14 protein-coding genes are annotated in these 12,315 nt (G+C 74.5%); 7 read left to right on the top strand and 7 right to left on the bottom strand.

The window, feature by feature from the left end; all coding sequences use genetic code 11:
* Positions 1-29: 29 nt before the first annotated feature.
* Entirely contained in the window at positions 30-1,364 is a 1,335-nt protein-coding gene (locus tag ACFQ80_RS16585; RefSeq protein WP_430564401.1) for an Nramp family divalent metal transporter, read from the bottom strand.
* 113 nt (positions 1,365-1,477) lie between these two features.
* Between ACFQ80_RS16585 and ACFQ80_RS16580 the strand changes: the two genes are divergently transcribed.
* The 4 genes from ACFQ80_RS16580 to ACFQ80_RS16565 all read left to right on the top strand — a co-directional run bounded on the left by ACFQ80_RS16580 (position 1,478) and on the right by ACFQ80_RS16565 (position 6,239).
* The gene (locus ACFQ80_RS16580) at positions 1,478-2,776 is read left to right on the top strand and encodes a glycosyltransferase 87 family protein (RefSeq protein WP_430564400.1); all 1,299 of its coding nucleotides are present in this window, start codon (positions 1,478-1,480) and stop codon (positions 2,774-2,776) included.
* A gap of 130 nt (positions 2,777-2,906) precedes the next feature.
* The gene (locus ACFQ80_RS16575) at positions 2,907-4,721 is read left to right on the top strand and encodes a choice-of-anchor I family protein (RefSeq protein ID WP_430564399.1); all 1,815 of its coding nucleotides are present in this window, start codon (positions 2,907-2,909) and stop codon (positions 4,719-4,721) included.
* 72 nt (positions 4,722-4,793) lie between these two features.
* Complete coding sequence (locus ACFQ80_RS16570) at positions 4,794-5,465, top strand: ANTAR domain-containing protein (protein WP_430564398.1); 672 nt, start codon at positions 4,794-4,796, stop codon at positions 5,463-5,465.
* 72 nt (positions 5,466-5,537) lie between these two features.
* Entirely contained in the window at positions 5,538-6,239 is a 702-nt protein-coding gene (locus ACFQ80_RS16565) for an ANTAR domain-containing protein (protein WP_430551360.1), read from the top strand.
* Between the two features lie 13 nt (positions 6,240-6,252).
* Here the strand turns inward: ACFQ80_RS16565 and ACFQ80_RS16560 are convergent, their stop codons facing one another.
* Complete coding sequence (locus ACFQ80_RS16560) at positions 6,253-6,876, bottom strand: PAS and ANTAR domain-containing protein (RefSeq protein ID WP_430564397.1); 624 nt, start codon at positions 6,874-6,876, stop codon at positions 6,253-6,255.
* An 80-nt stretch (positions 6,877-6,956) separates the two neighbouring features.
* Positions 6,957-7,496, bottom strand: coding sequence for a PadR family transcriptional regulator (locus ACFQ80_RS16555; protein ID WP_430564396.1), 540 nt, complete (start codon positions 7,494-7,496; stop codon positions 6,957-6,959).
* A gap of 84 nt (positions 7,497-7,580) precedes the next feature.
* Between ACFQ80_RS16555 and ACFQ80_RS16550 the strand changes: the two genes are divergently transcribed.
* Positions 7,581-8,645 carry a serine hydrolase domain-containing protein gene (locus ACFQ80_RS16550; protein WP_430564395.1) on the top strand — a complete coding sequence of 355 codons (1,065 nt, stop codon included), beginning with the start codon at positions 7,581-7,583 and terminating at the stop codon, positions 8,643-8,645.
* Positions 8,646-8,651: 6 nt separating this feature from the next.
* On the opposite strand, the gene ACFQ80_RS16545 is transcribed toward ACFQ80_RS16550, so the two are convergent.
* Positions 8,652-9,203 carry a hypothetical protein gene (locus ACFQ80_RS16545; protein WP_430564394.1) on the bottom strand — a complete coding sequence of 184 codons (552 nt, stop codon included), beginning with the start codon at positions 9,201-9,203 and terminating at the stop codon, positions 8,652-8,654.
* 122 nt (positions 9,204-9,325) lie between these two features.
* Here ACFQ80_RS16545 and ACFQ80_RS16540 point away from each other — a divergent pair, with 122 nt between their 5' ends.
* Positions 9,326-9,817, top strand: a complete 492-nt coding sequence (locus tag ACFQ80_RS16540) for a hypothetical protein (RefSeq protein WP_430551365.1) — start codon at positions 9,326-9,328, stop codon at positions 9,815-9,817.
* 65 nt (positions 9,818-9,882) lie between these two features.
* Positions 9,883-10,482 carry a dihydrofolate reductase family protein gene (locus ACFQ80_RS16535; RefSeq protein WP_430551366.1) on the top strand — a complete coding sequence of 200 codons (600 nt, stop codon included), beginning with the start codon at positions 9,883-9,885 and terminating at the stop codon, positions 10,480-10,482.
* Here the strand turns inward: ACFQ80_RS16535 and ACFQ80_RS16530 are convergent.
* From ACFQ80_RS16530 to ACFQ80_RS16520, 3 genes are all read right to left on the bottom strand, one after another.
* A complete protein-coding gene (locus ACFQ80_RS16530; protein WP_430564393.1) occupies positions 10,464-11,174 on the bottom strand; it encodes a hypothetical protein in 711 nt (236 codons plus the stop codon). The genes ACFQ80_RS16535 and ACFQ80_RS16530 overlap by 19 nt on opposite strands.
* Positions 11,175-11,231: 57 nt before the next feature.
* Positions 11,232-11,555 carry a hypothetical protein gene (locus ACFQ80_RS16525; RefSeq protein WP_430564392.1) on the bottom strand — a complete coding sequence of 108 codons (324 nt, stop codon included), beginning with the start codon at positions 11,553-11,555 and terminating at the stop codon, positions 11,232-11,234.
* Between the two features lie 90 nt (positions 11,556-11,645).
* Positions 11,646-12,314, bottom strand: coding sequence for a Type 1 glutamine amidotransferase-like domain-containing protein (locus ACFQ80_RS16520; RefSeq protein ID WP_430564391.1), 669 nt, complete (start codon positions 12,312-12,314; stop codon positions 11,646-11,648).
* Between the last annotated feature and the right edge of the window lies 1 nt (position 12,315).

Below are 12,315 nucleotides of genomic sequence, written 5' to 3'. Positions count from 1 at the left end.
GGCCGCAGGCCCGCCCGTCGCCGTCGGCGTCAGCCGGTGAACGTCAGCCAGAGCAGCGCGACGTTCAGCGCCACGATGACGGCGGCCACCGCCCACGCCGCGAGCTGGGTGGCGAGGCCGTTGCGGAAGCCGCCGAGCAGGCCGGCGTCGCGCGTGATCCGCACCAGCGGGACCATCGCGAACGGGATGCCGAAGCTCAGCACCACCTGGCTCACGACCAGCAGCCACGTGGGCGACACCCCCGTCGCGAGCAGCACGATCGCGGGCACCAGGGTGACCAGCCGCCGCGCGAGCAGCGAGACGCGCACGTGCAGCAGGCCCGACATGATCTCGGCGCCGGCGTAGGCACCCACCGACGTCGACGCCAGCCCGGACGCCAGCAGCCCCACGCCGAACAGCACGGCGACGGCGGGCCCGAGCGACGACTCGATCGCGGCGTGCGCGCCCTCGATCGAGTCGGTGCCGGTGCGGCCGGGCAGGTTGGCGGCCGCGAGCAGGAGCATCGCGATGTTCACGCTGCCCGCCAGCACCAGCGCGGCGACGACGTCCCACCGCGTGGCGGTGAGCAGGCGACGGATCACCGGCGGCGACGGCGGACCCGGCACGGCGACGTCGTCCTCCGCCACCACGTCGTCGCGCCCCTCGGCTCCTGCGGCCAGGGCGTGGCGACGCTCGACCCGGGCGTCGTGGCGCACGCGGTCGCGGGCGAGCGAGGAGTGCAGGTAGATCGCGTGCGGCATGACCGTGGCGCCGAGCATCGACGCGGCGAGCAGCACCGACTCCGGGCCGTCGAGGCGCGGCACGAGCCCCCCGAGCACCGCGCCCAGGTCCGGCGGCGAGAAGAACAGACCGGCGCAGAACCCGACGGTGAGGACCCCGAGCATCGACGTCACGACCGTCTCGAAGACGCGCTGGCCGCGGCGCTGCTGCACGGCGAGCACCAGCATCGACACGACGCCGGTGATGATCCCACCGAGCACGAGCGGCACCCCGAACAGCAGGTGCAGGGCGATGGCGCCGCCGATCACCTCGGCGACGTCGGTGGCCATCGCGACCACCTCCGCCTGCGCCCAGTAGGCGATCCGGCCGCGCCGGGAGAGCCGCTCGCCCAGCACCTCGGGCAGCGACCGCCCGGTGACCACCCCGAGCTTGGCGGACAGGTACTGCACCAGCACGGCCATCACGTTGGCGACGACCAGCACCCACACCAGCAGGTACCCGAACCGCGCCCCCGCCGTGAGGTTGGCGGCGACGTTCCCCGGGTCGACGTAGGCGATGGCCGCGACGAACGCCGGCCCGAGCAGGGTCACCAGGCGCGCATGACGCACCCCCCGGGCGGGTCGGTCGAGGGTCGGTCGGCTCATGCGGTCCTCCGGGGGGATCGAGAAATTTCGGCTATCCGAAACCTTAGACGTCCATACCCGCATCGCGCATCCCCGTGGAGGCTCCGGGGCGGCGGTGAGCCTGGTCTGTCACCATGTCGGGCGTGCCATCCACGCAGACCTCCGCCGCGCGGAACGCCCCCGGTCCCCTCGGCGCCGTGCTGAGGTCCCGGTGGCTGCTGGCGCTCGGCTTCGTCGCCGTGCACGCCTGGGTGGTCGGGCAGGCCATCACCTGGGGCTACACGATCTACGGCGACGTCACGCTCTACGAGTGGTGGGCCCGCCACGGGCTGGACACCGGGCAGTGGCCGGTCCTCGACTACGACTGGGTGTACCCCGCGGGGGCGCTCGTCCCGGTCACGCTGCCCGCGCTCGTGACCGACGGCCTGCTGGGCTACGAGATCGTCTGGACGGCGATGGTCGTGGCCCTGAACGCCGTGGCCACGGTGGTGCTGGTGCGGTCCGCGCCGCGCGGCGTGCTCGGAGCCTGGTGGTGGCTCGCCTTCCTGCTCGCCCTCGGGCCGATCTTCCTGGGCCGGCTGGACGGCGTCGTCGCGCCGCTCATCCTGATCTCCCTCGCGGTCGCGGCACGCCGCCCGACGCTCGCGACCGCCGTCGCCACGGCGGGCGCATGGATCAAGATCGCGCCGGGTGCCGTGGTCGTGGCGCTGGCCGCGACCCGCGCCCGCTGGCGCGACGTGCTGCGGCAGGTCGTGGTGCCGGGCGCGGCGGTCAGCCTCGTGGTGGTGGGGCTGGCCCTGGCGGGCGGCGCGGGGCAGCGCGCGTTCAGCGTGTTCGGCCAGCAGGAGGCGCGCACGCTGCAGGCGGAGTCGGTGTTCGCGACCTGGTTCAGCGTGGCGCGACTGTGGGACCCGTCGGTGCGGATCGACTACAACGACGTGATCTTCACCTACGAGGTGCAGGGCGACACCGCCCGGCAGGTCGCGACCCTGCTCGACTGGCTGCTGCCGGTCGCGGTGCTGCTGATCGCCGCGCTCACGTGGTGGACGGCGCGCCGCCGTCCCGACCACGCCGGCGACGTCCTGCTGCTCAGCACCGCCGCCCTGCTCCTGTCGCTCATCGTGTTCAACAAGGTGGGCTCGCCGCAGTTCGTGGCGTGGATCGGGCCGCCGCTGGCCGCCGCGGTCGCCCTGGCCGGCCCCGGCACGCGGCGGCTGTGGGGGCCGCCCGCCGTCGGGGTGCTGCTGGCCGCGCTCGGCACGCAGATCGTCTACCCGGTGGCGTACGGCGAGTTCCTCGGCGGGCAGCCCGCGATGGTGGTCGTCGAGGCGCTGCGGAACCTGGCACTCGTGGTGCTGCTCGCCGGCGCGGTGTGGCGCATCGTGCAGCTCGGCCGCGACGGCGTGCGCACGGACACCGGCACACCCGCCTGAGCGGCCCGCGAGGCCGTCGTTCACCGACGGGTCGGCGCCCGTTCACCCCGAGCCCCCCGGGCCGCCATCCGTCCTCCCTACGGTCACCCCGACGGCGCGCTCGGCGCGCGCCCCGGCCCCGGAGGACCCCTTGCGCACACCGCTCCCCCGCACCCTGTTCCCCCGCACCCCGCGACGCGCCGTCGTCGCCGGCTGCGCCACCGCCCTCGCCGTCACGCTGACCGTGCCCGTCGCGCTCACCGCGTCGGCCCACCGCGACGTGACGCCGGGCGCCGGCGTCGTCGCCGACCCGGTCGCGCTGTCGGCCGACGACGCCCGCGTCGCCCTCACGCCCCTCGGCTCGTACGCCACGGGCGTGTTCGACGAGTCCGCGGCGGAGATCGTCGCCTACCACGCCCGCTCGGAGCGCCTGTTCTCCGTGAACGCGCAGGCGGGCGAGGTGACCGTGCTCGACGTCGGGCGCCCGTCGTCGCCCCGCAGGCTCTTCGCGCTCGAGACGACCGGGGTGCGCGCCGCGGACGGCTCGACCGTGCCCGACGGCGCGGTCGCGAACTCGGTCGCCGTGCGCCCGGACGGGCTCGGCGTCGTCGCGGTGGAGTCGCCCGACAAGGTCTCCGACGGCTGGCTGGTGCTGTTCGACGCCGCCGGCGCCGGCGAGGCGATCGGCGCGTGGCGAGTGGGCGCCCTGCCCGACATGGTGACGATCACGCCCGACGGCCGCAGCGCCGTCGTCGCGAACGAGGGCGAGCCGGCGGACGACTTCGGCGTGGACCCCGAGGGCACCGTGTCCGTCGTCGCGCTCCCCGACCGCGTCTCGGGGCGGAAGGCCCCGGCCGTGCGCCAGGCCGCGGTCCGCACCGCGACGTTCCACGCCTTCGAGGGCGACCGGCTGCCCGACGGCGTCCGCGTCTTCGGACCGGACGTCGCCGGCCCGGACGGGTCGCTGGAGCACCGTGTGTCGCGCAACCTCGAGCCCGAGTACGTGACGGTGTCGAAGGACTCCCGCACCGCGTACGTCGCTCTCCAGGAGGCGAACGCCGTCGCCGAGGTCGACCTGCGCAGCGCCCGCACCACCGACCTGTGGTCGCTCGGCAGCAAGGACCACTCCGTGCCCGGGCAGGGCATCGACCCCTCGGACAAGGACGGCGGGGCCGCCGTCCGCGAGGTGCCCGTCCGGGGGCTGTACATGCCCGACGGGATCGCGTCGTACTCCTCCCGCGGCCAGACCTACCTCGTCACCGCGAACGAGGGCGACGCCCGCGAGTGGGGCGACTACGTCGAGCCCGCGCGGGTCAAGGACCTGGGCGACGACGGCCTCGCGCCCGTGTGCGGGGACTCCCCCGCCGCCGGCCTGCTCGGCGACGCGGACCTCGGCCGGCTGAACGTCACGACGGCGTCCGGCCTGCGCACCGACGGCTCCTGCTACGAGGAGCTGTACGCCTTCGGCGGCCGGTCGTTCTCGATCTGGAGCACCGACGGCGAGCTCGTCTTCGACTCCGGCGACGAGCTCGAGCGGGTCACCGCCGACGCGCTCGGCGACGCGTTCAACACCAACCACACCGAGACGAAGGGCGACGGCCGCAGCGACGACAAGGGCCCCGAGCCGGAGAACCTCACCATCGGCGAGGTGTCGGGTCGCACGTACGCCTTCGTCGGCCTGGAGCGTGCGGGCGGCGTCGTGGTCTACGACATCACGCGGCCCGAGCGGGCCGCGTTCGTCGCCTACGTCTCGAACCGCGACTACGGGGTGTCCGTCGAGGACGCGATCGACGACGGCGCCACCCCCGCCGACGCGCTGGCCGGCGCCGGCGACCTGGGCCCCGAGGGCCTGGCGTTCATTCCCGCGTCGGACTCCCCCACCCACCGGCCGCTGCTCGCCGTCGCGAACGAGGTCTCCGGCACGACGACGCTCTTCCAGGTGGACCGGCTGGTCGGTCGCCGCTGAGGTGCACCGCTGACGGGCACCGTCGAGGAGACCCGCGGGACGGGGCCGGGGCGCGCGGGTAGCGTGACGCCCATGACCCTGTCCCGCTACCTCGACGAGTGCGCGATCCGCGCCGCGGCCGTGCTCGGCCACGACGTCGAGGCGAGCATCAGCCTGCGCGAGCACGGCATCTCGCTGCGCGCCGGAAGCAGCACGCCCGGCGCGGGCCGCTGCGACCAGGCCGAGGCGCGCGCCGACACCGGGCCCTGCATCGACGCGATGCGGCGGGGCACGGTGCTGACCACGAGGCTCGCCGACATGGTGCCCGGCTGGGAGGCCTGGCAGGCGGCCGCGGAGGCCGAGGGGTTCGTGCAGGCGCTCGCCGTCCCGGCCGAGGTGGGCCCCGGCGCGCGCGTGGCGATCAACGTGTACAGCCGCACGCCCGGGGACTGGCCCGCCGGCCTGGTCGACGCCGCCGTGGGGCACGCCGCGCTCGCGGCGGACGCCGTGCGTCTCCAGCTCCAGTTCGCCGACCTCGGGGACGCCGTCGCCGGCCTGTACCGCACCATGACCGACCGGGCGACGGTCGAGCAGGCGGTGGGCGCGATCATGGCGTCGAACGACTGCCCCGAGGACGAGGCCCGCGCCGTGCTGCGCACGGCGGCGGACCGCCGGGGGCTCACCGAGCGGGAGGTCGCCGAGGCGATCGTGCGGACCCTCGTCCTGGGCGGCGAGGGCGACGTCATCGGCGACCTCGACCGCTGAGCCGGCGTCGCGCTCCGTGTGCATCGCCTATCGGTGCCACACTGGCCGGGAGGCGACAGGACGGAGCGATCGGTGAACACCTCCGAGCTGCTGGGCCTGCTCGCGCGGACCCTGGCCGGACTCGACCCTGACGCGACGGTCGCGGCGCGGATGTGCCGGGCGTGCACCACGATCCTCGGCGCGCAGGGTGGCAGCCTCACGCTCGCCACCCTGGCGGGCGAGCCGGTTGCCGTGACCAGCACGGACGCCGTCGCGGCGCGGGTCGAAGGCATCCAGGAGGTGCTCGGCGAGGGTCCTGGGCGGCAGGCGTTCGAGCACGACACGATCGTCTCCGCGCCCCTCGGCCTCGGGGACGACGACCCGTTCCCCGTGTTCTCGCAGCTCGCCGGCGAGGCCGCCGGCGACGGCAGGTGGTTCGGCATCCCCATGCACGTCGGCGGCCAGCCGGTCGGGGTGCTGGGCCTCGTGGTCGGCCCGGGGCGGGTGCTGGCGCGGGACGTCGAGGACGCGCAGTTCCTCGCGGACGCCATCGGCACCGCCGTGCTCGGGGAGATCGACCAGGTCGGCTGGTCCGCACGGGCGCGCGTGGACCAGGCCACGGGCATGGTGTCCGCGCAGCTGCGGCTGCAGCCGCACGACGCCCTCGCCGTCCTGCGCGCGCACGCGTTCGGGCGGGGCAGCGCGCTCGAGGACGTCGCCGAGGACGTGGTGGCGCGGCGGCTCAGCTTCGCGGACGAGACCGGGCCCGTCGAGACGCGCCGGACCGAGGACTGATCGCGCCCGCGGATCAGCCGCGGCGCAGCACGCGGTCGAGCATCGCGCGGCGGTCGACGTCGCGGCGGTGCGCGACGTCGACGACGGCGCTCGCCAGGTCCCGCACGGCCACGTTGTGGTCGTTCGACGCCGACCTCATCAGCTCGAAGGCGGCGTCGATCTCGACGTCGTAGACGACGGCGAGCACGCCCTTCGCCTGCTCGATGACGCCGCGGGTCGTCGCCGCCGCCCGGATGTCGGCGGAGGCCCGCGCGCCGGCCCGCTTCGCGACGTCCGAGGTCAGGTCGAGGAAGTAGCCCGCCGCCTCGTCGCGGTGCTGGTCGTCCTCCGCGCTGGCCACGACGGCGACCGTGAGCTCGCGACGTCGTGCCGTCACGATGCGGTGCACGCTCGAGAACGCCCCCGTCGCGGGTGCCGTCCTGAGGGCGGCGCGGACGTCGTCGCGGTCGTCCGGGTGGGTGTGGGCGAGGACGAGGTCCGTGGTGGGCACCACCTCGTGCGGCTCGAAGCCGTGCAGGCGAAAGACGCCGTCCGACCAGGTCCAGCTGTCGGACGACAGGTCGAGACGGAAGGAGCCCACCAGGCGTGGGGCACGGAGGCCCGAGGGCTCACCGGTCACGGTGGTGTCTGTGGGCACAGTCGCCTCCGACACTGCTCAGAGCGGACCGGCCACTGCTTGACCGGCGGCACGACAATAGCAAGCGCACCACCTGTCGCTCACGGCGTGCCGGTGTCGTGCTCCCGCCCGTAGCGGCGGAACCAGTCGCGGGCGAACCGGCCCGAGGCGAGGCCGTAGTCGAGGGTGGCGCGCTGGAAGGCGAACACCTCGCCGAGCTCGTCGGGGACCTCCTGCACGGCGAGCTGCTGCTCGAGCGCCTCCAGCCGCGCGACGTCCTGCTCGACCCGTGCCGTGAGCCGCGGCAGCACGGCGGCGCGCTCGTCCGGCTCGAGCAGACCGAGGAAGAACAGGCGCGGCAGGACGGCGGCCTCCGCGTCGGGACCCGTCACCGGGCCGGTCAGCCAGGCACGGAAGTCCGCGCGTCCGGCGTCGGTGACGCGGTAGGTCTTGCGGCCGCGCGCGCCGGGCGTGACGTCGGCGACCTCGATGAGCCCGCCGGTCAGCAGCGTCTCCAGCGCGCGCCGGATGCTGCCCGAGCTGGCGCTGTAGAAAAGCGAGACCGACGCCTCGAAGTGCTTGACGAGGTCGTACAGGCTGGCCGGCCGCAGCAGGAGCAGCCCGAGGATCACGTGCGCCATGGTCCGACCCTAGACCGTTGACCCTCATAGACCTGTCTAGTAGACATGTCTATGAGACAGGTTGGGGATGTCGGAGGAGGAGCCATGAGCACGTCACGCGAGGTCGACCGCCTGAGGTCGGCGCTGGACAGGATCACCCGACGGCGCCCGTCGATGCCGCCGCCCCAGGTGCTCGTCGTCGCGCCGGGCCTGGAGCTCGAGTCCGGCGGGTCGCGGCCGTTCCACGCGGCCAGCGTCGGCAAGGTCATGACCGCCACGCTCGTCGCGACGCTCGTCGAGCAGGGCCGCCTCGGGTTCGACACCCCCGTGGGGAAGGTGCTCCCGGGGAGCGACCTCGACGGCCTCCCCGCGGCCCCCGGCGTCGACCTCGGCACGGACGTCACCGTCGAGCACCTGCTCACGCACACCAGCGGGCTGCCCGACCTCTTCGAGCCGTCGGGCCTCCGCGAGACGCCGTACTCGATCGAGGTCACGGCCGGGCGGCCCGACCGGCGGTGGACGCCCGCGACGCTGCTCGACGAGGTCCGCGGCCACCCCGCCGTCGGGCGTCCGGGCGAGCGGTTCTGCTACGGCGACCCGGGCTTCGTCCTGCTGGGCCGCGTCGTGGAGGAGGTCACCGGGGGCCGGTTCAACGACGTCCTGCGCGAGCGGGTCCTCGCCCCCGCCGGGATGGAGCGCAGCTCCACCCCGTACACCGACGCCGGCACGCCCGACGACCTCGCCGCCCTCGACGTCGCGCCGTTCTGGATCGGCGACCACGAGCTCAGCCGCGCCCTCAGCATGAGCCTCGACTGGGCCGGCGGCGGCATCGTCGCCCCGCCGTCCGACCTCGTGGCCTTCCAGCGCGCCCTGCACGGTGGCCGCCTCGTCTCCCCCGCGACGCTCGCCTGGATGAGCCGGCGCCGGCACCGCCTGCGGCGCGGCATCCACTACGGTGCCGGCACCGTCACGATCCGGTTCGGTGAGTTCACCCCGCCCTTCCTGCGCGGGCTGCCCGAGCCCGTGGGCGGGCTGGGGCACTTCGCCACCCACCTGTTCTTCTACCCGCGCCAGGACGCCCACGTGGTGCTGAACTTCCACGCCTATCGGCGCATGAACCAGTCGTTCATGACGCACGCCCGCATCGCGCGGCTGCTCGCCAAGCGGTGAGGGCGGTCAGCCGCGCCGCACCCGCACCCGCACCCGTCGGACGACGCGCGGCACCTGGAGCACGACCAGCGCCACGAGCGCCCCGCCGCTGACGGCGTACAGGACCGGCGGGACTGCGGAGTGGTCACCGCCGGTGATCATGAAGGTGTCGGCGAGGTTCATGCCCATGCCGAAGCTGCCCCAGAAGTACGCCGGCGCGCCCAGCGCAAGTACGGCGAGCTGCCACGTCACCGCGGTGTCGGGGGCCACCCGCCGCCGGAGCGCGACGGCGCACCCCGCGACCGACAGCCCGACCCCGAGCGCGGCCCACGTCACCAGGAACGGGACGTTGCCCGCCACCGTCCAGCCCGCCGCCGCCAGGGCCCCGAAGATCTCCGCCTGGGTCATGCCGGGCATCGCCGCCAGCGGCTCCAGCACCAGGATCGTCAGCACCATCACCGTCGCGTAGCACGCCACGAGTGCCGGGCCGAGCGAGAGCCACCACATGCCCCACCGTGTCCAGGCGGCGTCGTACGACCGCGGTGCGGGGACGAGGACCGGCGACGGTCGTGGGTGCATCTGGACTCCGGTGTCTCGGGCGGGCTTCCCGGATCGTACGGCGGCCAGGCGCGACGACGCCCTGCCGCCGCGATCCCTCCTCGACATCCCCACCGACGGTCGAGGACCGCTACGTTCGTGCCATGTCGAGGACCAGCCGACGTCGGAGCGTGCTCGCCACCTGCCTCGTCGCAGTGACAGCAGTGCTCGCCGGGTGCGGCGGCCTCGCCGATGCGCTCCGCCCCACTGCCTACTGCTCCCCCGAGGACCCGGTCGTGAACCCGACGAGCGCCGCTCCCGGCGACGAGCTGACGGTCGTGGTCAGCGGTGTCGGCCACCATGCCGAGTGCTCGTCCACGTTGCCGGGCGGCGCCCGGTACGGGATCTCGATCGGCTCGCGGGTGGATGGGACGGGCAATGACGACCTCGGCAGCCGCTACTACTCCGCCAGCGTCGCGGTTCTCGATCCCGACGACGCTGGCGCCGCCGAGGCCACCGTCCGAGTGCCGGACGACATGCCCATCGGCGAGGCGCGGATCTCCGTCGACCTCCAGGGCGCCAAGACGCTCTGCGAGATCGACCCGAGCGCGTCCTGCGCACCGGACCCGTTCGCCGTCGTGGGGATCGTCGACTGAAGGCCCCTTCCCTCGCCGACCCCGGGCCGGCGATGAGTTCGCGCTGTCGTAGCGGTCCGCCATCCATGACCAGAGTGGTGGGCGACATCTCGATCTCGCTGGACGGGTTCGTCACCGGGCCGAACCCGGGACCCGAGAACGGCCTCGGCGACGGCGGCGAGGCCCTGCACACGTGGGCGTTCAGCGACGACCCGGTGGACCGGGAGCAGCTGCGCTCCGCCACGGCGAGCAGCGGCGCCGTCGTGCTGGGGCGGAACCTGTTCGACGTCGTCGACGGGCCGCAGGGCTGGAACGACGAGGTGGGCTACGGCGCCCGCGAGGTCGGCCGGCCTCCGTTCTTCGTCGTCACGAGCAACCCGCCCGTACGCACGCGGCTCGCGTTCTGGACGTTCGTCACCACCGGCCTGCGCGACGCCGTCGCGCAGGCCCGTGAGGCGGCGGAAGCCGGCGACGGAGACCGGGACGTCGTCCTCATGGGCGGCGGCGCGACCGTCGGTTCCGCGCTGGACGCCGGCCTGCTCGACGTCCTGAGCCTGCACCTCTCCCCCGTCGTCCTCGGCGACGGGACGCCGCTCTTCGTGGGCGGCCACCGCCACGCCCTGGTGCAGCGCAGCGCGACGCCGTCGACGACGGCGGTGCACGTGGTCTACGACGTCGTCCGCTGAGCGTCGCTCAGCACGAGGCCGTCGAGCGCGCGACGCAGCGCGTCCGTGTCCGGTCCGGGCACGAAGGCGGGGATGCGCAGGAAGTCCTCGAGGTCAGCGCGGGAGAAGTCGGCGAGCAGGTCCGCCCGGCCGTCGCGGATGGACTCGAACACCGTGGGGCCGTGCACGAAGACGGGGTCGGTGAGCCGGAGCTCGCCGTCCGCGGTCTGCAGGATGTTGCCGGGCCGGATGTCCGCGCCGCCCCACAGCCGATAGCGGCGGGCGCCGTCGGCGAGCAGGTCCTCCATCCGCCGGCGCAGGTCGACGACGTCGGGGTGGTCGGCGAGCTCGGCGCTCGCGCCGGCGGGCGACGTCGGGTCGGACGCGCTCGTGATGCCGAGGGACGCGACGAGATCCCGGGCGCGGGCCTCGTCCGCCGGGTGGAGCCGCTCCATGACGACGACGTAGCCGCGGTGGCGGAGCGGGACGACGTCGTCCACCCGCACCAGGAACGGGTTCGGCGGTCCGGCGAGGCAGGCGTCGGCGAACAACCTGAACGCCGGGTCGAACGGCGTGACGCGCGCGGCGAGCGTGCCGTCCGGGGACGCGAGCACCCACGCCCAGTCGCCGGTCCCGATCTCCCGCCAGCCGGCGGCCTCGAGGGCGGCGCGGGCGTCGTCGGCGGTGGCGTCGGGGGCGAGCGTCGGGAGCACGCCTCAGCATCGCCGGTGCCCGGCCGCCCCGTCAGGTTCTTTCTGCCTGGGGCACCGTCAGCGGGGCGTGAGCACCTCGAGCAGCAGCACGACGACGGTGGCGGCCGCACCGAGCGAGACCACCAGCAGCGGCGACCGCCGTCCGCGCACCAGCCCGCGGACCTCCGCGACGACGACCCACACGAACAGCACCGCGGACAGCAGCCGGAAGAGCGCCGGCAGCACCTCCGGCGACTCGACGACGTTCTGCACGTGGCGCCACCACGTGGTCACGAACAGCCCCGCGAGGCCCGCCTGGATGAGCGCGACGCCGACCACCGCTGCTGCGCGGAGCGGACTCGGTCCCTGCTCGTCCGGGTATCCGTCGTGGTGCGTGGTCATGCGGTGCTGGTCTCCTGCTGAGGGGGCCGTCGGGCCGGGTGACGCCGGCCGGTGCCCGGCCGCCGCAGGCCAAGGTACAGCGCCCGCGGGTCAGGCCAGCTTCCGCCACGTCCCCTCGGACACGACCTCGACGGCGCCGTCGGCGACCACGAACGCCGTCTCGTCGTCGACGGCGTAGGCGGGCCCGCCGAGCGTCGCCGCCCACCGTTCGGCCGCAGCCTCCGTGTTGTCGGGCAGGTCGGGGTGGCCGAGGTGCGGGAACATCGAGAAGTCGACGACACCGAGCGTCGCGGCGTCCTCGCCGTCGGGCGGCAGCCAGCCGACGAACTCCTCCCCGATCGCGGGCGTCATCACCATGCTTCCGCCGCTCATCCCGACCCACACGGTGTCGTCCAGCGTGGGCAGCAGGTCGGACAGGCCCGAGCGGCGCATCCAGTACGCGAGGTAGCCGGCGTCGCCGCCCGCGGCCAGCAGGACGTCGGTCTCCCGCACCAGCGGCACCCAGCGCTCCTCGGGGATGCTCGGCAGCGCGGTCAGCTCGAGCACGCCGACCGACTTCCAGCCGAGGCCGGTCATGTGGTCCGTGGTGCCGGTGATGAAGTTCCAGGCGTTCCGTCCCGGGCCCACCCACGGGTGCCCGTACAGCGCGGTGGGGATGGCGAGGGCCGTGCAGTCCGCGACCGGTCGTGGGAGCAGGTCGTCCAGCGCGGTGCGGATGGTCGCGTTCCGCACGCCTGCGGACGTCAGCAGCAGCTTCATG

Source organism: Isoptericola sp. NPDC056578, assembly GCF_042793275.1.
Lineage (GTDB): Bacteria > Actinomycetota > Actinomycetes > Actinomycetales > Cellulomonadaceae > Isoptericola.
This window is presented reverse-complemented; position numbering and strand designations above follow the sequence as displayed.